The organism is Methanobacterium veterum, from assembly GCF_000745485.1.
Taxonomy (GTDB): domain Archaea; phylum Methanobacteriota; class Methanobacteria; order Methanobacteriales; family Methanobacteriaceae; genus Methanobacterium_D; species Methanobacterium_D veterum.
This window is the reverse complement of record NZ_KN050693.1, coordinates 701906-725865: the sequence shown is the minus strand read 5'-3', so window position 1 is coordinate 725865 and position 23960 is coordinate 701906. Positions and strand designations below refer to the sequence as shown.

General features: G+C 32.9%; 23 protein-coding genes. 16 read left to right on the top strand and 7 right to left on the bottom strand.

Translation table 11 applies throughout. The features are described 5' to 3' along the window. Positions 1-65 precede the first annotated feature (65 nt). The 3 genes from EJ01_RS13730 to hypE all read right to left on the bottom strand — a co-directional run bounded on the left by EJ01_RS13730 (position 66) and on the right by hypE (position 2706). On the bottom strand, positions 66-995 hold the full coding sequence (locus EJ01_RS13730) for a sensor histidine kinase (RefSeq protein ID WP_052376207.1): 930 nt from the start codon (positions 993-995) through the stop codon (positions 66-68). Between the two features lie 189 nt (positions 996-1184). Next, entirely contained in the window at positions 1185-1586 is a 402-nt protein-coding gene (locus EJ01_RS13725; RefSeq protein ID WP_048080624.1) for an RDD family protein, read from the bottom strand. A gap of 109 nt (positions 1587-1695) precedes the next feature. After that, entirely contained in the window at positions 1696-2706 is a 1011-nt protein-coding gene (gene hypE / locus EJ01_RS13720) for a hydrogenase expression/formation protein HypE (RefSeq protein WP_048080625.1), read from the bottom strand. 691 nt (positions 2707-3397) lie between these two features. On the opposite strand from hypE, the gene EJ01_RS13715 reads away from it, so the two are divergent. From EJ01_RS13715 to EJ01_RS13695, 5 genes are all read left to right on the top strand, one after another. Then, positions 3398-3778, top strand: a complete 381-nt coding sequence (locus EJ01_RS13715) for a 30S ribosomal protein S8e (protein ID WP_048080626.1) — start codon at positions 3398-3400, stop codon at positions 3776-3778. A 247-nt stretch (positions 3779-4025) separates the two neighbouring features. Next, entirely contained in the window at positions 4026-4673 is a 648-nt protein-coding gene (locus EJ01_RS13710) for a DNA polymerase domain-containing protein (RefSeq protein WP_084689229.1), read from the top strand. Positions 4674-4871: 198 nt separating this feature from the next. Next, the gene (locus EJ01_RS13705; RefSeq protein ID WP_048080628.1) at positions 4872-5552 is read left to right on the top strand and encodes a TIGR02253 family HAD-type hydrolase; all 681 of its coding nucleotides are present in this window, start codon (positions 4872-4874) and stop codon (positions 5550-5552) included. 118 nt (positions 5553-5670) lie between these two features. Beyond that, positions 5671-7218 (top strand): ATP-binding protein, encoded by a 1548-nt coding sequence (locus EJ01_RS13700; RefSeq protein WP_048080629.1) that lies wholly within the window; start codon positions 5671-5673, stop codon positions 7216-7218. A 192-nt stretch (positions 7219-7410) separates the two neighbouring features. Continuing rightward, a complete protein-coding gene (locus EJ01_RS13695; protein WP_048080630.1) occupies positions 7411-7683 on the top strand; it encodes a SemiSWEET family transporter in 273 nt (90 codons plus the stop codon). A gap of 213 nt (positions 7684-7896) precedes the next feature. On the opposite strand, the gene pheS is transcribed toward EJ01_RS13695, so the two are convergent. The 3 genes from pheS to hemB all read right to left on the bottom strand — a co-directional run bounded on the left by pheS (position 7897) and on the right by hemB (position 11653). Continuing rightward, a complete protein-coding gene (gene pheS / locus EJ01_RS13690; RefSeq protein ID WP_048080631.1) occupies positions 7897-9426 on the bottom strand; it encodes a phenylalanine--tRNA ligase subunit alpha in 1530 nt (509 codons plus the stop codon). 310 nt (positions 9427-9736) lie between these two features. After that, positions 9737-10642 (bottom strand): triphosphoribosyl-dephospho-CoA synthase, encoded by a 906-nt coding sequence (locus EJ01_RS13685; protein WP_048080632.1) that lies wholly within the window; start codon positions 10640-10642, stop codon positions 9737-9739. A gap of 39 nt (positions 10643-10681) precedes the next feature. Next, entirely contained in the window at positions 10682-11653 is a 972-nt protein-coding gene (gene hemB / locus EJ01_RS13680; protein ID WP_048080633.1) for a porphobilinogen synthase, read from the bottom strand. Between the two features lie 368 nt (positions 11654-12021). On the opposite strand from hemB, the gene EJ01_RS13675 reads away from it, so the two are divergent. The 6 genes from EJ01_RS13675 to EJ01_RS13650 all read left to right on the top strand — a co-directional run bounded on the left by EJ01_RS13675 (position 12022) and on the right by EJ01_RS13650 (position 18531). Then, positions 12022-13311, top strand: a complete 1290-nt coding sequence (locus tag EJ01_RS13675) for a threonine/serine exporter family protein (protein ID WP_084689228.1) — start codon at positions 12022-12024, stop codon at positions 13309-13311. Positions 13312-13410: 99 nt separating this feature from the next. After that, complete coding sequence (locus EJ01_RS13670) at positions 13411-14715, top strand: STAS domain-containing protein (protein ID WP_052376205.1); 1305 nt, start codon at positions 13411-13413, stop codon at positions 14713-14715. Positions 14716-14939: 224 nt separating this feature from the next. Further along, the gene (locus tag EJ01_RS13665) at positions 14940-15899 is read left to right on the top strand and encodes a nuclease-related domain-containing protein (protein ID WP_048080634.1); all 960 of its coding nucleotides are present in this window, start codon (positions 14940-14942) and stop codon (positions 15897-15899) included. Positions 15900-16214: 315 nt separating this feature from the next. Then, positions 16215-16853: a TetR/AcrR family transcriptional regulator gene (locus EJ01_RS13660; RefSeq protein WP_048080635.1), complete on the top strand. Its 639-nt coding sequence runs from the start codon at positions 16215-16217 to the stop codon at positions 16851-16853. 4 nt (positions 16854-16857) lie between these two features. Further along, positions 16858-17778, top strand: a complete 921-nt coding sequence (locus EJ01_RS13655; RefSeq protein ID WP_048080636.1) for a 4Fe-4S dicluster domain-containing protein — start codon at positions 16858-16860, stop codon at positions 17776-17778. Between the two features lie 39 nt (positions 17779-17817). Beyond that, a complete protein-coding gene (locus tag EJ01_RS13650) occupies positions 17818-18531 on the top strand; it encodes a head GIN domain-containing protein (protein ID WP_048080637.1) in 714 nt (237 codons plus the stop codon). 260 nt (positions 18532-18791) lie between these two features. On the opposite strand, the gene EJ01_RS13645 is transcribed toward EJ01_RS13650, so the two are convergent. Beyond that, positions 18792-19490, bottom strand: a complete 699-nt coding sequence (locus tag EJ01_RS13645) for an endonuclease III domain-containing protein (RefSeq protein ID WP_048080638.1) — start codon at positions 19488-19490, stop codon at positions 18792-18794. A gap of 462 nt (positions 19491-19952) precedes the next feature. Between EJ01_RS13645 and EJ01_RS13640 the strand changes: the two genes are divergently transcribed. From EJ01_RS13640 to EJ01_RS13615, 5 genes are all read left to right on the top strand, one after another. Beyond that, positions 19953-20420 carry a pyridoxamine 5'-phosphate oxidase family protein gene (locus EJ01_RS13640; RefSeq protein WP_048080639.1) on the top strand — a complete coding sequence of 156 codons (468 nt, stop codon included), beginning with the start codon at positions 19953-19955 and terminating at the stop codon, positions 20418-20420. A gap of 75 nt (positions 20421-20495) precedes the next feature. Further along, on the top strand, positions 20496-21671 hold the full coding sequence (locus EJ01_RS13635; RefSeq protein WP_048080640.1) for a serine hydrolase domain-containing protein: 1176 nt from the start codon (positions 20496-20498) through the stop codon (positions 21669-21671). A gap of 132 nt (positions 21672-21803) precedes the next feature. Then, complete coding sequence (locus EJ01_RS13630; protein WP_048080641.1) at positions 21804-22187, top strand: nuclear transport factor 2 family protein; 384 nt, start codon at positions 21804-21806, stop codon at positions 22185-22187. Between the two features lie 121 nt (positions 22188-22308). Continuing rightward, positions 22309-23217, top strand: a complete 909-nt coding sequence (locus EJ01_RS13625; RefSeq protein ID WP_048080642.1) for a class I SAM-dependent methyltransferase — start codon at positions 22309-22311, stop codon at positions 23215-23217. A gap of 162 nt (positions 23218-23379) precedes the next feature. Next, positions 23380-23766, top strand: coding sequence for a nuclear transport factor 2 family protein (locus EJ01_RS13615; RefSeq protein WP_048080644.1), 387 nt, complete (start codon positions 23380-23382; stop codon positions 23764-23766). The last annotated feature ends 194 nt before the right edge of the window (positions 23767-23960 follow it).

Sequence of the window (23960 nt, the reverse complement as noted above, 5' to 3'; positions counted from 1 at the left end):
CTTTAAATTATTCCATTTTATCAGGCAGCCGTCGAAAATGCACCGCATTTTCGGGCATCCAAAGTCTACGACTTTGGAAGCGTGAAATAAATAGTTGCTCCATTATCGATTTTTCCTTCTCCCCAGACACGTCCTCCATGTCTACGGATAATGCGCTGAACAATAGAAAGTCCTACACCAGTACCTTCAAATTCATCAACGCCGTGTAATCTCTGGAACAGACCAAACAGCTTATTTACATATTTCATATCAAAGCCGGCCCCGTTATCTCTAACATAATAAATGTTTTCATCTTTTCCTACTTTTGCACCCACTTCAATAACCGCTTTTTCCCTAATTCTTGTAAACTTAATAGAGTTAGAAATAAGATTAGTAAGAACCTGAGTAATTAGCGTCCTATCGCCATAAGCCTGCGGAAGAGATTTAATTTCTAGTTGAACATCTCTATTCTCCATCGAAGGTTTCAATTCTTTGAATATATTTTCTACAAGTGATTCCATGTCTATAGGAGATATTCTCATTTCTTGGCGGCTTGCACGGGATAAAAGAAGAATATCATCAATTAATTGGCCCATTTTCTGGGTATTTTCCCTGACAACGTTTAAAAGTCTTTTACCCTCATCATCAAGTTTGTCCTCATAGTCCTCAATTACAATACGGGAAAAACCATCTATTGCTCTAAGAGGAACTCTTAAATCATGTGAAACAGAATATGCAAATGCTTCTAATTCTTTATTAGCATCTTCAAGTTTTTCACTCTCTTTTTTTAAATTTTCATTCATTTCATTGAGAATTCTAACTTTCTCAATTCGCTCCCCTAAAAACGCTATTACAATAGCTATAAACATGATCATAACTAGCTGATAATAGCTATCAGAAAATGAAGCTCCAAAACGCTGGTAAAAAAGCTGAATAAATATTAATATAGCTGCTAAAAATATCGGTGCAAACCATGTCCTTTTTCTTCGCCATATGGATTTTGAAATAACTGGCATTGTATCTCCCTTATTTAATATAACTTCAAAAAAAGTATATTCCATTACGTATTATTAAATATATGCCTTGATAAGCAAAAAAAGATTAAAAGTAAGCAAGTAATACAAAAAAATAAATTTTTCAGCATTCATAAAAAATTATAAATCCAATTTCTATTAGCAAACTACTAAAAAACCATTTTTAGCCCATTATGCTTTCAATTTAACATCAGTACCTGCTACTTCATCCAAATATCTTAACTTTGAGTTTCCAGCTATATAATCTACTATAATATCCAAAATTAACGGAATTCCCAAAATTTTAGATATATTTCTTATAAAAGCTTTCTGGTAATTCATTTCACCATCATCTACAACAACTTCAATTTTCATCACACTTTTACCTGGTGTTGTACCTAATTTTCCTTCAAAGTACGTGAAATAAACCATAACAATCACTGCAGTTACAATAAGCCAGTAATTCAAAATTCCAAATGCATTTGTTACAGCAAGTAAAGGATATACAATACCACTAAAGACCCACGTAATAAGTATTACAATTAAAAAATCTATTATTAAAGCTGCAAAACGTTTGCCCCATAAATCCTGCATTCTGTTACCCCTCTTATCTTATAATATTAATCCATCTATTCTTTAGCTATAAATAATTTCCTCAAAAATCTGAGCACTAAAATCAGGTTCAAATTTTAAAAAAATAAGTTTAGCAGACCCTTGGTACAGGATCAGCTATTGGGGCTTCGAGAATTCTTTTTCCACCAAGTGAAGTCTCAATAATTACATGCTTATCATCTGTAACTTCACCAATAATCTGGGCATCTTTACCATATTTGGTACTTCTTATAGCTTCAAGAATTTCTTCAGCTTTATCAGCTTCAACACCCATTACTACCTTACCTTCATTTGCAACTTCATACGGGTCAATTCCAAGCATCTCAGATGCTGCTATAACCTGTTCTTTAACTGGAATTTTATCCTCATAAACCATCATTCCAACACCAGATTTGGATGCAAGTTCATTTAAAGCATTTGCAATTCCTCCTCTTGTTGGATCTTTCATTGCATTTACTCCACCAATTTCCAAAGCTTTTTCAATCATTTCCCAAACTGGTGCAACATCTGACTTTAAATCAGTTTCAAATCCAAACCCTTCACGGTAAGACATGAGCGCAATACCATGATCTCCAACACTTCCAGTTAATATAATTTTATTTCCAACTTCAAGGGAAGCATCACTTGTAATTTCACCTTTTTTAGCTATTCCAATCCCTGTTGTAGAAATAACTATTTTATCAAGTTTATCTTTCTCCATGACCTTTGTATCTCCAGTTACAAGTGCCACACCAGCTTCAGTACAGGCTTCACCCATTGACTTTATGATCTTTTCGAATTCTTCACTTGTAAATCCTTCACTTATGACCATTGCATTTGCAATCGCAAGAGGTTTTGCTCCCATTACAGATACATCATTTACAGTTCCTGTAATCGATAATTTTCCAATATCTCCTCCAGGGAAAAAGATTGGATCAACAGTGTGGCTATCTGTACTGATCACGATTTCATACTCGCCAAAGGGAATTGTAGCGCCATCATCAAGCTCTCCAAGTCCTATTCCGCCATTGACATTCTTGTTTTTAATGTTACTCAGTATAATATCTGATATTAGGCCCTGCATTATTTCTCCGCCAGCGCCGTGTGCCATGCTAATTTTCATAAGTTCACCCTTTGTTTTTGTTTATTATGTATTCCTGTTTTAGCTTAATCTTAAATCAAGTCCTTTTTAGGATTTTAATGAACAAATTAAAATCCATTACTAATAAATAGCATACTAAAATATATATGGCTTGTTATTATCCTACTGTTTAAAGAATTATTTTTTTTACTTAATGTGAGTTGAACTTTCAATATTTAAATATATTTCCTGAATATGTTCTAATGTAATCAAATGATTTAATTGTTACAAAAAGAAATGAATCATTTATTTTTTTTAAGGATAAACACCTAAAATGAAATAAAAATACTCTTTTTAGTCTAATTTACAAATTCATAAGAAGTTATCCTATAGATTTTGTGCAGAGTTCCTGTATTTGAACTGGAATATTTTTCAAAAGGTATATGATTTCCGTTAACCATTTATAACATAAAACATAACTATTTTAATCAACAAAATCTTATTTAGTATTTAAAGATGTATAGAAACATATTTAAATATATTCAGAGAAATATCTTGAAGTAGTTAATTTAAGGGATAGCTATAAATAAAGCGTCCTAGAATTAATATAATATACAACTATTCTAAAATAGTGCTTTTTTGAGAATGAAATATTCTTTAAACTGAATAAATTCTATTTAAATATATTCTCAAGTAACAAAATCAACCATAATTAATAAATGAGGTGAATATAATGGCAATTTGGCAAGGAGAATCATTAAGAACCCCAAGTGGAGCACGTGCTAAGCTTAACAAAAACAAAAGGAAATCTGAACTTGGAAAAGAAGCTGCAGAAACCAAAATAGGAGACAGAAAAGTCAAAAAAATCAGAACTAAAGGTGGAAACGAAAAAATCAGGCTCACAAACGAAAACAAAATCAACGTAGTGAACCCTGAAACAAACAAAGTAGAAGTTGCAGAAATATTAAACGTTGTCGAAAACAGCGCAAACACTCACTTTGTACGTAGGAACATTATAACAAAAGGTGCAGTAATTGAAACCAGTGCAGGAAAAGTCAAAGTTACCTCAAGACCTGGTCAGCACGGTGTTATAAACGGCGTATTAATTGAATAATTCAATTAATACCATCTATTTACACTCGAAAATCTGTCAAAATCCCTCAAAAATCATAGATTTTTGGGGCACGAAAAACGAAGTTTTTCGTTAGTTTCAATTTTGACGCATGCAAAAACGTAGTTTTTGCAGTTCAGGAAATCTAAGATTTCCTTCAAGAACAAAAATCGAAGATTTTTATTTGCTTTGATTTTCGGTTGCCCCAAACGCATAGCGTTTGAGGTTCTAATATAATTTGGTGTACCTATTGAACGAAGAAATTTTAGATAATGCTCAAAAGTTCCTTCAATCTGTAAACAAGGATTTACCAGAAGGAATGGAACTTGAATATGAAGGATTTTTCAAAAGAGGCTTTTTTGTCACTAAAAAAAGATACGCTCTTATTGAAGAAGACAATACCATAATTGTAAAAGGTTTAGAACTTGTAAGAAGAGATTGGGCACCAATAACTAAAAAAACCCAGCAAAAAGTTCTCGGTGCTATTTTAGAGGAAGCGTCACCTAAAAAAGCAGCGGAAATTATTAAAAGCGTTATTGAAGATATTAAAAAGGGAAATGTTGAATTAGAAGATTTAGTGATCCATACACAGCTTACTAAAGGTCCCTATGAATATACTCAAATGGCTCCTCATGTTTTAGCCGCGAGAAAATCCATAAAGAAAGGAAGAGATGTGGGCAGAGGTTCCATTATAAGATATGTTGTAGTAAAGGGAAGGGAACCTATAAGCAAACGAGCTGAACCTATAGAAGATGTGGATGTTTCAAAATATGATCCCAACTATTATATAGAAAATCAAGTGCTTCCAGCCGTTGGAAGAATAATAGAAGCTCTTGGATACTCTGAAGAAGAGATACTGCATAAAGAGAAGCAAAGCAGCCTCGACGCATTTTTCTAAGTTTATTTTTAATAAAAAGTTATAACTCCTTTTTAAATTTAAAAATTATATATTTTAATATATGTTACTGGATTTTAAGAGAATTTAATGAATATAAATAGATTTAAAAGTTTAAAATTAAATTTATTTCATTTTTCCTTAAGTATATATTAGTTGTAATTACAACTATATTCATTGTAGTTATGCAGGTGTTTAATAATGATAAAAGCAGTTTTTTTTGATATTGATGATACTTTATATGATACCTCTGGTTTTGCAAAGCTTGCAAGGAGAGCTGCACTTAACGTAATGGTAGATGCAGGCTTACCTCTTTCAACTGACGAAGCATATAAGGTTTTAAGGGAAATTATTGATGAATACGGCTCAAACTATGATAAACATTTCAATGTATTAACAAAAAGAATTTTTGGAGAAGAAAAACCGCTTCTTATTGCACTTGGAATGATTACTTATCACAATGTTAAATTTGCACTTTTAAGGCTGTTTCCACAGACAACATCCACTTTAATTTACCTGAAGAAGCAAGGTTATGATTTAGGAGTAATATCAAACGGAATTACCATTAAACAGTGGGAAAAATTGATAAGACTTGATTTACATCACTTTTTTGATCATGTCATAACCTCTGAAGAAGCAGGTGCAGAAAAGCCAGATAAACATATTTTTGAATGTGCACTTGAAAAAATGGGATGTGACGCGGGAAAATGTGTCATGATTGGTAACAAGTTCAGTGAAGACATATTAGGTGCTGTAAATGTTGGAATGTCTGCAATACTTGTTAATTCTGAATTAAAAGAGTCTGAAAAGGAATACATTAAAGAAAAGGGCATAAAAATAGATGTAATATCCCATATAGGCGAACTTAAAGATATTCTCTAATTATTAAAAATCAGGAAAATAAGAACGCGCTAAAATGCACATTAAATACTTTAAAAGTTTATAAAATAGTGACAATAATATACAAGTAATTTTTCAGTTATTTTTTCAAGGTGATTCAATGAATTATTATCATGATGATTTAATGGAACAGATATTTGAGATTCTTAAACAACCAAAATGTATTGAAGACCTTAAACTCTCAGAAGGCTTTGTTAAAAATTTAATTTTAAAAATCATATCAAGTTATGGAACTATTAAAACCAGCAGAATGAATGAAATAACCGGAATTCACTGGGACATTTTAGAAAAAAATCTCAGAGATCTGGAAGAAGATGGATTCTGTGCACCTACAGGTGGTGGATTTCTCTTTTCAAGCGTTGAGTATACTGTGACAAAAAAAGGACATGAAAAAGCCAGAAGGGCGCTAGAAGAAAACCCATACATAGGTATGGCACCTGTTTCATACGATGATTATTACAGTATGATGGAGGCTCAATTAAAAGGGCGCCATCCAATAATAATACCTGAAGAAGTCATTGAAGAAACTTTTGCAGATGTTGTAGGTGTAGAACATGCAAAAAGGGTACTGTTAGAATCCTGTACCATCGGCAAAGGTATTTTTGTCTACGGACCTCCAGGAACAGGAAAAACATTTACAGTAAGTAAAATGTCAGACCTTCTCCCCCCACTTGTGGTTCCAAAGTTCATAGAATTTGGTGGAGCAGTAGTCCAATTTTATGACCCAGATTTCCATAAAGCAACCCCCGAACAGCCAGAAGATCCGAGATGGGTCAAAATTCGCGCCCCATTCGTACTTACAGGGGCTGAACTTAGCTTAAACAAACTTGAAACCAACTACAATCCAGATAAAGGTGTCTATGAAACTTCACCAATAATAAAAGCAAATGGAGGAGTACTTCTAATAGACGACCTTGGAAGGCAGCGTGATGACCACGAACTCATTTTAAACAGGCTTATCGTGCCTATGGAAAATAAAAAAGATGTTATTTACGTAAGAGGAGTTCCAGTAGTCGTACACAGTCATTTCATACCTGCTTTTTCCACCAACCTTGATATAAGCATAATGGATGAAGCTCACTTAAGAAGGGCCCCCCTACACATTTTACTTTCAAATCCCCCTCTTGATGAGTTAGCCAAAGTTTTCAGGAAGAATCTAAATGATTTAGAAGAAACATGCAGTGAAGAAGCTGTAGAAAGGTTTCTAAAAGTTTACACTCCTATTTCTGAAGGTGGAGAAGGTTTAATGCCAAGTTTCGCTCATGCAAGAGATTTAGCTCAAATTGCACAATCAGTTCGTATAAACCGGAAAAAAGAGAGCATAGATCTAGATATTATGGAAGAAACACTCGGAAAACATATTCTTATTTACCTTCAAAGAATAAATATAGATGTTGCAGATATTGAGAAAAAAGTACGGTCATATCGTGTGAAAACAAATGATTTAGAAGCTGCAGCTAATGCCCTTGCTGACTATGGTGCATATACAATATCACAGGAAGCAGATGCTCTCCTTTTGGATGTAGAAGAAACTATAACACCCGTACAACTTGCAGATTATCTGCAAAAGAAAAATATTAATGTAGAAAGGGTTGATTTAATTACAGAGTCTGTAAGAGAACTGAGAAAAGCGCTTTTACAAAGCTAAACCTTTTCTCATTTATTGAAATCAAAACTTATTTTTATTAATTTAAACTTACTAGATACTACTAGATTAATTTCTAAACTCAACAAATAGTAGAATACTGTTTACAAATTAATTTATAGAATTCATAAAGCCAGATAATGCTTTAAAGCTTGAACCATACCATAATAACTAAAAAAATAAGGGTTTAAAGGAATGGACATACAGACAATAGGGCTAATTGCAAGCATTATTACCATAATAATGTTTATAAGCCCAGTTGACCAGATTAGAGATATTATAAAAGATAAAACATCCCATGGAGTTTCTCCAATCATATATGGAATGATGATAATAAACGGCATATGCTGGGTTACTTATGGCTTTGGAATAAACAATTCATTTATCATAGTTCCAAACGCAGTAGGAGCTGTTCTAGGAGCTGCAACACTATTTATAATATATAAATACCGATCTCATAAAGAATAACAAATTTAATCTCCAATAGTACCTGAAAAGTTGTTTTACATTTATTATTAATTAAAACTGGTTTTTTAAATATAAATCCCTTAAAAAAATGGATTTAATTCTAGTGTTAAAAAAAGCATTTAAAAAGCTATTTTACATTTATTACTAATTAAAATTAATTTTTAAATTTTGTAACTACCTAAAAATAATAGAATAACTGGAAAAAGTCAAAACTTAATCCAGTATAACTGGTAAATCTCTTAACCAGCCGATATCACTCTTATAAAGCATTCTTATATCTTTAATGCCAAGCCTTAACATTGCAAGCCTTTCGATCCCGATACCAAATGCTGCAACAGGTGTTTCAACTCCCAGAGGTTCTAAAACTTCTGGACGGAACATTCCCGATCCTCCCAGTTCTATCCATGTCTTTTTATCTGGAAGGTAAATCTCAGACTCAACCGATAGATATGTGTAAGGAAAATATGCAGGCCTGAACCTGGCTTTAAATCCTAATTTACGGTAAAATTCCTTTAAATAACCAAGTAAGTTTTTAAAGGTAAGATCTTCTGCAGCTACAATTCCTTCAACCTGGTGAAACTCAGGAAGGTGTTTATAGGTTATAGTTTCTCTTCTAAAGACCCTTCCAACTGAAAACATCTTGAGAGGGGGTTCGTGTTCTGCTAAATATCTTGTAGATAAACATGTTGTGTGGGTCCTGAGCACTGACTGTTTTGCGACATCAACATCCCATGAATAGCCCCATCCTTCAGAACCTGTCATTCCACCATTTTCATGGGCCCTGCGAACATTTTCTACAAGTTCATTTGAGGGGAGATTTACAGTTCTCGGCTCTTTGATATAAAAAGTGTCCTGCATTTCACGTGCTGCGTGATCTTGAGGCTGGAACAGGCAGTCAAAGTTCCAAAATGCTGATTCTAAAATTGAACCCTTGGATTCTGTAAATCCCATTTTAAGGAATATTTGCCTTATATCTTCAATTGTTCTCTGTAGAGGATGCATCTTTCCAGGGAAAAATTCAGGATATTCTGCGTGGACATCGTAACCTCTAAATTTCAGGTTTTTCCATGACCCTGTTTTTAACTGCTCATGGGTTAACTGGGTTGCCTCTTCCCTGATTTCTATTCCTATAGCAAGGAGTTCCTTTCCTTTTTCTGTTACTTTTAAGTTGTACTTGGGCTCTTTTTTTACATGAATTATCCCTTTTCTTTTCCTTAAAAGGTCAAACCCTTCTTTAATCAACTGAGTAGGGTTGAAAAGGAGCATTTTGTTTGCATCTAAAAGTTTATCCAGCAGCATTTCATCGGTATATTCCTTAGATACTGCTTCTTTTCCTTCTTCAGTTATTTTCACAGTTCCTTTGTCAATTACGGCCCATTTCTTTTTACGCAGCCATCCTATAGCCACTTTAACTTCAGAAGAATCTAAATCAGCCTTACTGCCTATATCCTTCATAGGAATAGACCCTTCCTCATTTAAGACCCTCAGTATTTTTCTCTCAGGTAAACCTTCTTCAGCGTATTCTTTTCCAGTGTCGCTTAAACTGATTATTTCATCAACATCTTTCTGTACTTCTATAAGCCCTTTAGATTCTAAAGAACCAGCTGCACTCATCACAGATTTAATATTTAAATCTTGAGTTTCAGCTATCTTTTCAGGTGCAGATTCATAATCTAATGATTCTAATCCCTTTAAAACCTTTTTTTCATATATATGTAATTCATCAATGATATTTTGAAGCATTCTACTTACTCCCTATAGTAATCAGCTACCTTCTGGTAGTATAACCTTCCACTTAATTTTTATGTTAAATGTGTTGAGCTTTTTCTAACAAACTAAAAACACAAATTTGTTAGTCCGCTGCCTCTTGAGGTACTATAATCTTTACCACTTAATTTATGGATTAAGAATGTTAAACATTTTCCAAAACGTTACATGAAAACAATAATTTATTATTCCGCTACTTCTTGAGTAATATAATCGTTACCATTTAATTTATGGATTAAATGTGTTAAATATTTTCTAAAACTTTAAATAAAAAAATGATGATTTGTTAAAATCCAAATTCATCCAGATATGCAACCATTATAGAAGCAGCGGTTATATCTGCAGTAGTTCCAGGATTAAGCTTATTTCTCATAAGCTGCTTATCTAATTCCCGGAGTAAAAGTTCCCCTTGAGGATTCAATATTCCCCCGCTTTGAAGTACTGAATCTGCATCTGCAGATACTAATTTTGCCATATCATCACCGTATTTTCTTGAAATTAAGGTATCTGGTTTTTTGGACAAAATAGTAAGGAATGTCTGAACTGTTGCTTTATTTATCCCATACTCCATTTTAGTGGTTCTAAATGTAGGAAAACCAATTCCAAATGTCACAGGCATCCTATTTGTAAGTTCATAGGATAATAAGTCCCATTTAGATGACATTTGAAGCACCTTGTACATGCTTATATCTTCATCTATAATTTTATCGCGCGCTTCTGCATCTGCAACATCCAGTTCTTCCTGTTCGCCCATTCCACCGGCATCTGCAAGATTTATGGCATCATATAAATTTATAGCATCTTGAGAAGTTGTTGCTTCCATTATTCTTCCCACATTTTTTCTTAAATCATTTAAATCATTACTCATCCCTGCAGATGCAGATAATGGAGTTAAAAGTAGAACTATTCCCAAATTGGTATTGTTCCCAATCCAGCGATCAGTTTCAATTACAGCTTCCTTTATAATTTTCCCCAATTTAATTTTATGTAAAGAATCATCATTCTGATATCTATTTCCAATTTCAGCGGCCTTTTTCATTAAACTCCCAATAACTACACCGCTTATCAGGAAATCTTCAAAGACCATGTCATCAAAGTCCTGTGTACGGTGGACATTTCCTGGTTTTGGGTGGCCGCTGACTTCAAGAACTGATGCAATCTGTGCTATTTTTCCGATTAACTCTGAATCCATGTTAACTCCTCAATTATCTTTGTTTATTATTCTGTTTTTTTATATTTTACCCTTTAAAAAGTCAGGTGCAAAATGAGAAATGATAAGATCTGCCCCTGCACGTTTAATAGATAGTAATGATTCATATATAATCTCTTCAGTAATATATCCTGCTTCCATACCTGCTTTAATCATTGAATATTCACCGCTTACCTGGTAAGCAGCAGTCGGCATTTTAAACTCTTCTTTAATGGTTTTTATTACATCAAGATAAGCTATAGCTGGTTTAACCATTAATATATCTGCACCTTCAACCATATCAAGTTCTGCTTCCCTTAAAGCCTCATCAATGTTTGCAGGGTTCATTTGATAGGTTTTTCTATCACCAAAAGATGGTGCAGAACTTACAGCTTCCCTAAACGGCGCATAAAATGCAGAAGCATATTTTGCAGCGTAAGACATTATAAGTGCATCATCATAGCCGTTTGCATCAAGAGTCTCCCTTATAGCATCGACCCTGCCGTCCATCATATCAGAAGGGGCCACCATGTCAGCACCTGCTTCAGCATGACTTAAAGCAATTTTAGATAAATACTCCAGGGTCTCATCATTTACTATTTCATCCTTCAGGATTATTCCACAGTGCCCATGGGAAGTGTACTGGCACATGCATACATCAGTTATAACTATTAAATCTGTCTCTTCCTTTAACCTGCGGACCGCCCTTTGAACAATTCCATCTTTCTCGTAAGCTGATGACCCTTTATCATCCTTTTTTTCAGGTATTCCAAAGATAAGAACTGATGATAAACCCAATTCTTCCAGTTTTTTTGCCTCTTCAATACCTGCATCCAGTGAATATCTGTACTGGCCAGGCATGGTGTCAATGTGCTCTTTTTCGTTATCTTTTAAATCTTCTTTAAAATACATTGGATAAATAAAATCTTCAGGGTTCAGTTTTGTCTCACTTAAAATATTCCTTATCTGAGGTGTTTTTCTCAGTCTTCGCATTCTTGTAATTGGAAATTGCATTTTAATCACTGTTATCATAAATTATAGTGAATAACTATATTTATTAAATCATTTAATTTTCAAAATAGATTTATATACTTTAAATGTCCATTAAGTGATTAATTCGGCTTAAATTTATCAGTCAAATAAGTTAGATTATCCACTACTTAAAAATATTTATTAGTTTCTATTATTTATGAATATGCAATATGGAATATAAATAAGATATAATAATTCTATATAACGGGTTCTTTAAAAATTGAGTAAATCCATACAACTAAATTACCCCAAATCAATAAAGTAAGTTACAAATAATTTTAACATTACTTAAATAATATGTTTTAAACGAAAATCAAGTGAAAAGAGTTTAAAAGCTAAACGGTTTTATAATGGGCGAAAATAACGAATTAAAATCAGTTAAAAATGCCGTGGGCACCAAAGACGGCAGATCCATACATGGAATGTTCGAATTTTTAACTGAGCTAGGCAAGGCTTTAATAGCAGCAGGGATTTCAGTAACAGCAGTGCAGTCAATTTTAGAGGATATTACAGAAGCATACAATGTTAAAGCCGAAATAATTGTTTTTCCTACCCTTTTAATTATAAAATTAGGTGATGAAGAATCAGCCCCCATAACTGCAGCTAATCAATTACCTGGTTCATTACCATTGCACCAGGTTTCAGAACTTTATGAACTGATATACAAGGCTGAAAAAGCCGAAATATCTCCACTTGAAGGGAAAAAACGTATTCGAGAGATACTTTCGCAAAAACACCGTTTTGGCCCAGCAGGCGTATTTATAGGTTATATTTTATTTGCCATAGGCTTAGGACTGCTTTTACAGCCTACACCACAGCAGTTAATTGCATCTGGAGGTGCGGGGGCAATTGTTGGGCTGCTGCTAATTTTAGGCAAAAATCGACCGCGTTTAGGGCTTATATTACCAGTAGTTGCTGCGCTGCTTGTTTCAATTTTTATATTCTGGGGAATTAAGCAGGGATTAATAGTAGGATCTATTGCAGTGCTGATTCCTGCCCTGGCCTATTTTTTACCGGGAGCCACATTTACAACAGGGATGTTTGAACTCGCATCAGGAAATATAATCTCCGGCTCAAGCAGAGTTATTTATGGAGTAGCAGTTCTATTCCTGCTTCTTTTTGGAGTTTTAATGGGAATGCAGATAATAGGCTTGCCTCAAGAAGAAGTTATAGCCACCGTCCCATTCAACATATGTCAGGGGTGGATATCATTCTTTGGAGTCCTGATTTTTGCCGTTGGAATGTACTTTTTCATGTCCATACGTAATAGAGACCTGCCGTGGATACTGCTGGTCCTATACATAGCTTTCTTTGGACAGCAGTTTGGAAACTATTTTATTGGCGGATTTTCAGGGGCTTTCTTAGGTTCACTTCTTATGACAATCAGCGGAACTCTTATAGGGCGCTCACCAATTAGAACTCCCAGCTTTGTATCGATACTGCCTGCTTTCTGGATTTTAGTGCCGGGTTCCATAGGTTTTATCAGTATAGCATCACTTGTAGGTCAAAATTACTTTTCGGCCGTTAACAACCTTACAGCAGTTGTAATGACCGTTGTTGCTATTTCACTGGGGTTACTGGTAGGGGCAGCCATTGTTGAGCCTTTAAAATTAGGGAAAATTAAACCTAAATCACTGTAATCATGTTGTGTTAACAACTTACTTACCGATAAATAGTTTTGATTCCAGTTATAAAATCTAATATAAACATATAAAAATAATTCCCTTTTAAGTGATTATATGGACATAAATACCAAAAGAATTAATGATATCCTGCAAATCTCTGTTAAAGGAAGGTTAGATGCATTTGGGGCGTTAGAATTAGATGATGCATTTAATAACGTCATTAAAAAGAACGATATCCATATACTTATTGATATGAAGGATGTCCATTATTTAAGCAGTGCTGGTATCAGAGTCCTTCTTCAGGTAAATAAAAAGCTCCAAAAAAGAGGTGGAGATCTCCATTTATGCCATGTAAATCAATACCCCTCAGAAGTACTGGAAATGACAGGGTTAGATAATGTATTTTTAATACATTCTGGAAAAGAAAACGCCGTATCACGCATTACTCAAGAAATGGATAAAACAGCAGAAATAAATTGGAACGATGCACCATCTTATACTCAAAATAATATTGAACTAACCGTTTATAAATCATCACAGAAATCTGCCATTTTGAAGGCTGTTGGAGACATATCTAAGGTTTTGTTTGCCCAATTAGAGCAGAAAGATATTTATTCTAGAAAATTCTCAGAAACTGAATATTCCATCGGTCTTGGTGCGTTAGGAGATGACATAAACGAATACATGCAAATTCTCGGCGAAATGATTACCATAGGCGGGACAATGGTCTGGCTCCCAACAGACGGGCATGATACCCCTGACTTTTTAACTCCGTATAAAGATACGGGAAATGTAACGATCCATACAGGGTTTAATGCAGCATTAGAAGGAGATTTTAATGATATAATGATTGTAAAAGGTAAAAATGAAGAAAGCTTTACTATAAGCACTCTTTATGCTGCTGTATTCAATATTGCACGTCAAACTCAGCCCAATTTCAATGGAGTTATAAGTACAGCCATGCAGGCGGATTTAGATGAATTTTACAGCTCAGGGGTTAAAATTGCGCCTGTTAAAAAATTTGCACCGGAAAATCACCAGATGATAACACACGAAGATAACTTTAAAGACTGGATGGATATAAACAGTGAGCCCAAACATCATTGGGAAACAATGATAAGCTTCGGTGTGGGTATGGACCTTAGTGGAAGCATATCAACCATAGAAAAAGAAGCTTTGCACACATTGTTCTATTTAAATCCTGCAAATACTGGAGATAACGAACTGATCTTACATAACCATGCTGTTATTTTTAAACATATCCCCCTTAAAAAAACATGCGATTTAGATAAAACAATTAAAAATATAGTAAATAAAGGAAAATTTATGGATATGCGCCATCTGCTGGACAATACAAAAATTAAGCAGGCTGTTATTGGTGTTTCATATATTACAGATATCGTTTTTGAGAATGAATAATTAAAATAGATAATGTCGCGCTAATTTTAATAATCCTACCACTTTTTTTATATTATAACTGAAAATTGTATTTCAGCATCCATATAGGTCCATAATTGGTAAAATATTTATAAATGTTTGCATTATTTATTAATAATAAGTATCAACTAATATAAAAAAATTTTAAAATGAAATCTGTACATTTTAAATGAATTAACAAATAACAGCATTTATAGGTGCTAAAAATGCCTTATTTAATCTGCAATGAGTGTGAAATTTATTATGAAATAGAACCCGATTTTGATCCCGAGGCTTTAAAAACCTGTGAAAAATGTGGTTTGCAGTTGAAGTACTATGAAAACTTCCATGATTACTATAACAATGAAAATATTAACCACAATGCTTATGAAGATGAAAAAAATTTCAATACTCACTCAAAATATGTCAAAATTACCACTGCAGGTTTTATACTTGCAATCATAGGGTTATTTATATTCATATTAGCTTATGTTTCTCCCATTTTTTGGATATCTCAAAGTACAAATAATTTTAAAAATCCAAACAATTTATTGAATTTATCTCTGCAGATAATATTTCTTTACATTACAGCTGTTTCTATTATGGCTGCAGGTGTTCTTACTTATTTATATGGTAAAAGAAATGGAAAGATAATGAAAACCCGTGTTAATAATGTAAATCAGCGGAGAATAACTGTAAAGAAAAATTCAACTCCAAATTATTTTAAAAATCTGCCTGAAGGTTATTTTATTTTAAATAAGCTGAAAATCCGGGATAAAAGAATAAAAATTAACCACGTTGTAGTTGGACCAACAGGTATCTTTTTAATCCATATCAATAATCTCCGCGGCCATTATGTCATTAATGAAAATAAATGGATGGATAATATTGGTAAAATAGTCTCAAAAACTATCCTAAATCCACAGCAGGTTAAACTGAATGCAATAGAATTAAAAAGGTTTTTAGATTCTAAAAATTTAAATATTGATTACATAATGCTTAATTCAATTGTTGCATTCCCCAATAATAATTTTACAGTTCGAAAGATGCCTAGAACTTATACTGTGATGAATACTAGAGAAATATCTAATTTTATTGCTAATTCAAAAGTAAAAATGGATTTAAGTACTATTACTGAAGCTGTAGTCTTACTGGAACATTACTGCAGCGATATAGCGCGTATTTGAATGAAAGGTTTCAATACTTCACTAAGGACTGTCCGGTAGGATGGTGAATTTTTTATTATTTTAATAAAATAAAAATTTTAATTTAGGATATTAAACAAATAACTATATTTTTCCAAATTATTTTTAATTCCTGCAAGTTTAGCGTGGCTTTTTTACAACCATTTCATTATTTTCAGATCCTATTAAACAGTTCGGACCTACCTGCCGGTAGGTAGCTTTATATACAATAAAATATATTACCATATTCATAAACTACCTACCGGTCGGACGTATAAATGATGTTTATACCAATTATTAGGGAAAGGATATGATTAAATGGCCGAAAATAAAGGCAATATAAATAAATTAGAAGAAAAAAATACAAAAGAAAGAATATTTGAATCTGCTATTGATTTATTTGCCCAAAAAGGGTTTGATGCAACATCTATGCGCGAAATAGCAGAAGCTGTAGGCATTAAAAAGGCATCGCTTTACAGCCACTACAAAAGCAAGAATGAAATAATGGATAATATTTTCGAATACTTTAAAAAAGAATTAATTAAAATGAGGCCTCCAGAAGCCCAGAATCTGGACAAAATAGATAAAGTAACGCCAGAAATTTTCCGTCAGAGGGCCAATCTTACACTGTACATTTTTAAAAATCCAGTAATGGAAAAAATATTCAGGATTATCTCCAGCGAGCAGTATAAAGATAAAAGAGCCAGAATGATTGTTTTAGAATGCTTGATTCATGAACCATACTCATTTTCAAGGGCAGTGTTGGAAATTATGGTTAAAAAAGGCATTATAAATAAAATAGACCCTGATATTAAAGCCATGGAATTTCAGTACACCATCTTCACATTATTTATGGAGTATCTACTTTTAAAAAGTGATAACTCCAATACAGGTAAAATAGGAGAGATGATTGAAAAACATCTGGATTATTTTGTAAAAAGCCTGGAGAAAAAGTGATAAAATGAGCATAGTAACTAAAATAAAGGACAAATACGCTGGTTACAGGCTTGCAAAAGTCAATAATCTTGAAAATAGTGTTAAAGAAATAGATGGATGCGTAACAGCATCAGCATCATCTCCAGAGAAGTTAATGCCGGATAAACTGAAAATAACACTAAAAACACTCCCAAGACAGCTTTCAATAGCAAAAAATATGGAAATGACAGTCAAATCCCTTAAAAATAATCCATATAATCCAAAAGTAGAAGCTGAAGCGGATTTTATTAAACAATTTGAAGATTATGCTGGATCAATTGGCGTAGACAGTATATGTTACACAAATGTGCCTTCCACGCTTATATTTAAAGATAAATCAATTCTTTTTGACAATGCGATTATTCTAATAATGGAAATGGACAAAAAAGCTGTAGATACTGCCCCAAGTCCTGAAACTCAGGAGATGAGCAATGTAACCTATGATGAGCTTGGTAAAAGGACCAATGAACTTGCGGGATTTTTAAGGGAAAATGGATTTGCCGCCCACGCCAGTCATCCTGCAGGAGGAGTTGTAATGTATCCACATTTAGCCCAAAAAGCAGGTTTAGGTTATAGAGGAACACATGGAATGATTATAACACCCAAGTTTGGTCCAAGACAGCGGCTGTCTGCTATATTTACAAGTATTCAAAATTTACCAGTAAATACAGATGATGATCACTCATGGATCCCTGAATTTTGTGCAAAATGCGGTAAATGTATTAAAAACTGCCCTGGAAACGCAATTATTCAAGAAAAATCTTCTGAAACTGGAATAACAAGAACAAAAGTTATAAATGATCTGTGCAGTGGCTGCACTATTTGTATGCGTGGTTGCAGTTTTAACAGAAGAGGATATATGCAAATTAAAGACACATATGAAAAATCAAAAGAGATAATAAGCTAATAAGACCAGAATATTACTTATAAATAGGGAGGGGATATTTTGAAAAAATATATCATTGCAGCTTTAGTTATTTTAGCAGTTGTAGCTGCATCAGGATGTACGTGGCAGGGTACAAATGGGTCTGGAAATGTAGTGAACCAGTCAAAAAACGTGAGCGGTTTTAACCAGGTTTCGGTTGACGGTGCAGGTACGGTGATTATAACTCAAGGGGACAAAGAATCCCTGACAGTTGAAGCAGAAGACAACATCATGCAGTATATTACAACCAACGTCAGCAATAACGTTCTAAATATACGTATCACCAATCCAGTTGTGCCCACCAAACCAATTAAATACTATTTAACAGTAAAAGACCTTAATTCCATCAGTTACTCTGGAGGGGGAAAAATCCAGTCCAACGGTTTAAACACCAATTCATTGACCATAAACATCAATGGGGCAGGTGAAGGTAGTCTAAGCAATTTAAACGTTAAAGCCCTTAAAATCATAATTTCAGGAGCCGGCAAATTAACCATGTCAGGCACTGCCAACAATCAGGATATTAGCATCTCTGGAGCAGGAGAATATAACGCAGGTGATTTAACCAGCAAAATAGCGACCATAACAATTAGCGGTGCAGGAAGAGGAACTGTTAAAGTATCTAACTCATTAAATGCAGTAGTTAATGGTGCAGGGCAGATATCTTACATCGGCAATCCCCAGGTAACCAAACAGCTGAACGGTGCTGGAAGTATAAAACAGGTTACAGGTTAACTCAGCGGAAAAAACAGTTTAAATCAATAAACTGTTTTTTTAATCTTTAATTAAAAACATTTGTTTAATAAAAATTTAAGCAATCAAAAAATTCTAACCTTTCATTAACTTTTCTAGAGGATTACCCCACCGTAAGGCTTTTTACCATACTTTAACATGTTTCACATATTTCTAGAAATTATCAGTTACTACAAAAAATATTTTGTCCTTCTTTTGACAGCCATACCACATATCCAACTTAAATAACTTGAAACAGATAATTAATATTTCATTAAATCTTTTAAAGGGTCATTTACACCATAAGGCTTTTTACTGTAATATCTTTTAGCATGTTCCACTATCAAAGCGTGATATTCCTGATAAAGAGGCATATCCTCAGGCAGGTTTGATTCAAACAGTTCTTTAAGTTCCATATATTTTATATCTTCACTGACAATTCCTAAATGAGAAAATATCCTTTTTGTATATGCATCAACTACGAATTGAGGTTGTTTATAAGCATAAAGAAGGATCGAATCTGCAGTTTCATTACCAATACCTTTAACTGCCAGTAATTCTTTTCTTGTTGGGACCTTCCCTTCGATTCCTATAAAAAATTTGGTTACTTCCCTGATATAGATCGCTTTTTGGTTTAAAAATCCTGCACAGCGGATGGCTGATTTTAAGGTTTCATCATCTAACTTTAACAATTTTTCAGGGCTAATTACATCTAATTCATCGAGGTTGAATAATGCCATTTCTGCAGACAACCAGGATGTATTCTGCGTCAAAATTGCACCAATGATTATCTCATAGACTTGATCTCGCTTCGTGGGCAATTCATAATTTTCAGGATGATAACCTCGGATAGCTCCAGTTTTGGTTGGATTTATTCCATCATGGTTTATTAAGGGCCACCAGCCCTGCGGGCCGTAAAGATCATAAAGTTTCCCATATATTTCAATTATCTTTTCCTGCATCTTCTCAACGCCAAGTTATATATTAATCTATTGAATGTAGTTTGACTGTAAACCTTAATTAAGTTCTATATTTACAATTCAAAAATACAAATATCATTACTTTAAGTATTTTAGTTAAATTTAAAGCTTATAAACTATTTCTATATTTCCAATTTAAAAATATCATTAACCAATTTGATTCATTTCAATTAATTTAAAATTCCAATAAAATAATCCCTACCCCTTAAATAAATATCATCTACAACCATTTTAAACGTATTTTAGTTAAATTTAAACTTATATAAACTACTTCCATACATCTCCCTAAAAAAAAATAGTGATAATTGAAAAAAATATCATTAAAAATCATTTTAAATGTGTATTAGTTAAATTTAAATCAAATATCATATTAAACTGTTAATTGAAACTTTATTTCTTGTAGAAATTTATCCAAAATGGAATCAATCAGGAGGAAAATAATTTATGCAATATCGAATGAGAAAACATCAGTTGAGCGAAGAAGAAATAACCAAACTCTTAACCAAACAACCAGTGGGCAACCTGGCAACCATAAATGAAAATGGATATCCCTATGTGGTCCCTGTACATTTCACTTACCATGAAGGTAAAATTTACATCCACGGACTGCCAAAAGGGCAGAAAATCAACAATATTCAGGCTAATGAAAAAGTGTGCTTTGAGACTTATTTCATGAAAGGTTTTATCCTCGATGAGAAACCATGTGATGTAAATACAGAATATGAAAGCGTTGTTATTATGGGAACCGCAGCAATTGTTGATAATTTCAATTTAAAAGAAGCTGTACTGAATAAGATTGTGAAAAAATATACTCCTCATTTAGAAGGAACCAAGATGCCAGATAATGTGATAAGAGGTACAGGCGTGATTGAAGTAACTATCGAAGAATGTACAGGCAAATATTATAAATAAACCCTGCTCCTTAATTTATTACAGTGTAATTTAAAATAAAATTACCATTTTTTTCAATTTTTAGGGGAGTACACCATGCCAATTAGCGTCGATGAAAAAGTCTTACCAGAAAAATCGTATTTAAGCAGGTACATGAGGTATGTTTTCTGTAATAAATTCAAACAAACCATAGATGATTACCATTATTTTCCATATAAAACTATGGACAGGTCTGAAAATGTTTTCAAGTTCAAAATGGAAAAAACGCCAGATTTATTCAAAACAATAAAATATAACATTAAAGGTAATCCCAAAACTTCCAAATTTGATGAATTTATGGTATCTTCAAAAACAACTTCTTTTATTGTTATAAAGGATGATAAAATCCATTATGAGAATTATTTTAATGGATACAACAGAGATTCCATAAGCAGGTTCTTTTCAGTTACTAAATCCATTACTTCTGCACTTACAGGAATTGCGATAGATGAAGGACTTATTAAAAGTGTCAATGAACCTATTGAGCAATATATTCCTGAATTTAGTGGGCAAAAAATAGGATCTTTAACCATCAAGAATTTATTAGAGATGGATTCAGGGATAAATTATAAAGAAGGAATTTTTCCATGGACAGATGCTGTTAAACAGTATTTCACTCCAGATGTAAAGAATTTAGTATTAAATTTAAATATTGGAGATAAAATAGGTGAGTTTTTCCATTATAACGATTATCATCTGCACGTACTGGCTATAATTTTAGAGCAAGTTACAAATAATTCAATTAAATCATTTCTTGAAGAAAAAATATGGAAACAAATTGGTACTGAATATTCTGCACTGCTCACTGTTGATTCCATGGTAAATGGATTTGAACACATGGAAAGTGGTCTGTGCGCAAGGGCAATTGACCTTGCAAAATTTGGCAGGCTGTTTCTTAACAAAGGTAACTGGGAAGGTAAACAAATTATTTCCCAAAAATGGGTTAATGAATCAACCAGTGCTGACAACACAAATAATTCTCCAGGATTTTTTAAGCATTATAACAAACATCCATGGGGATTATGGTTCAATTCAGGAAAAGCATACTATAAATACTTGTGGTGGGGATATAAAATAGATGATCAAGAATATGACTACTTTGCAATGGGAACAGGCGGCCAAATCCTTTATATAAGCCCTAGAAGAAATTCTATAGCAGTAAGACTTGGAAAGGAGTGGGGAATAAAAGGATGGTGGCCCACTATAATAAAAGAAATGATAGATATGGTTTAATGGTCTTTATAAAATGGTTTAATGGTCTTTATAAAAATTTTAAAGGCAGTGAATTTAAATATTAAAATTTTCTAAGTACATACCGGTTCTGCTTTACATGAACATTATTAATTTAGTAAAGGGGCATTTATTATGGAAGCAAAAGCCATGGAACAGATCATAAATGAATATATTAAAGCATATAATGAATTCGATGTGGAAAAAATGCTTAAAAATGTCCATAAAGATGTTGAATTTAAAAATATCACAAATGGAGTAATAAATGTTCAGCTTAAAGGCCTAAAAGCCTTAAAGGAGCAGGCAGAACAGGCCACGAATTTGTTTGATGAAAGAGAAATGAAAATTATTGAACATGTAATTAAAGGAAACACCGTAGAAACCAAAATCAAATTTGAAGGTACTTTCACAGTGGACGTTCCAGATGGCCCTAAAGCAGGGGAGCTTGTAAAAATTAATGGCAAATCTATTTTTCAGTTTGAAGAAGGCAAAATAATTTTAATTGAAGATATCAGTTAATAAATCAGCTGTTTATAACCCAGGATCATCTTGTAAAATGAATAATATACTCTGGAAAGATGAACTTGGATTTTCTACCAGATTTACACTTATATAATATTGGGGAAAGGAGAAACATATCATGGCAAAAACTGAAAAAAGAATTGAAAGTAAAACCTCAAGAACAGCAGAATATACATGTATGACAAGAGCAGCTTCATTTTACGAAAAAACACCGCAGTACAAAAGTAATGATAATATAGCTCCCAAATTACTTCCCAAATTTTTTATACCAGTTATAAAAATTGGAATGTTTAGAAAATTTTTTACAAACAGATTTCCAGCAGGCATGTATGAATATGTGATTTCAAGGACAAAATTTATTGATTCTGTTTTTCAAAAAGCAATTTACAACGAATTTGACCAAATATTGATATTTGGGGCAGGTTTCGATTCAAGGGGAATTAGATTTGCTGATTTAAACAAAAAAACCACTATTTTTGAACTGGACGCTCCAGTAACACAGAAAGCTAAAATTAACCAGCTTAAAAAAAGAGGGGTGGAAATAGACAGCGACATCACTTTTATTTCCATTGATTTTAATAAGGAATCACTTGAAGATAAGCTCATAGAATCAGGATTTTTTAAAAATAAAATGTCATTATTCATTTTAGAGGGGTTAACAATGTATTTAGATCCTGAAGCTATTGACAGTACATTCAAAGTAATAGATCAGTTTGCAGGGGCCGGCAGTGAAGTTGTTTTTGATTATGTATATTCTTCAGTTTTAAGGGGAAAAAATCTTTATTATGGAGAACCTGAAGTTTTAAATCAGTTAAAAAATACAAATGAACCCTGGTCTTTTGGAATAGAAAAAGGAAAATTAGAGTCTTTTTTAAAGGATAAAAATCTAAAATTGATCCAGAATCTAAACTCCGAAGATCTTGAAAACATGTTCTTTAAAGATGAACAAGGAAATACAATAGGCAGAGTAAACGGCACCCACTGCATAGTACATGCAAAAAAAGCCAAAGGTCTTTTTTGCGGTTGAAAATATAAAATTTTCAAACATGCAAAAAAAGCCAAAGGTCTTTTTTGCGGTTGAAAATATAAAATTTTCAAACATGCAAAAAAAGCCAAAAGTCTTTTTAAAAGATTTTCAAACATGTAAAAAAAAAATAAAAAAAATACAGTTTAAACTAAGAGGCATAGCATGAAGGAAAAACGCATGAAACAGATAATCGACGAATATATCAAAGCTTACAACGAGTTCAACGTGGATGAAATGCTTAGAAATGTCCACGAGGATGTTGAACTTAAAAGTACCACAAATGGAGAAGTAAATGTCCAGCTTAAGGGCATAACTACCTTAAAGAATCAGGCAGAACAATCATTGACCTTATTTAAAAAAAGAGAGATGAAAATAATTGAACAGTTAATTAATGGCAATACTGTAGAAAATAAAATTGCTTTTAAGGGAGTTATCGGCGTGGATTTCCCAGATGGCAGCGTAAAATCAGGTGAACTCGTTAAACTTGAAGGAAAATCTATTTTCCAGTTTGAAAAGGGTAAAATAATTTTAATTGAAGACGTAAGGTGAAAGTAAAATTATCCTTTTAACTTATTAAAATTTAATTAAATTTTCTAAATATTTAATTTATTTAATCAAATTATAAAATTGTCTTTAATTAGAGATGTAAGATAAAAAATTTCCTCTTTTTAACCTATTAAAATCTAATTGGCATTTCTAAATGTCTAATTTACTTAATTATATAATATATAACTCTAAAATTA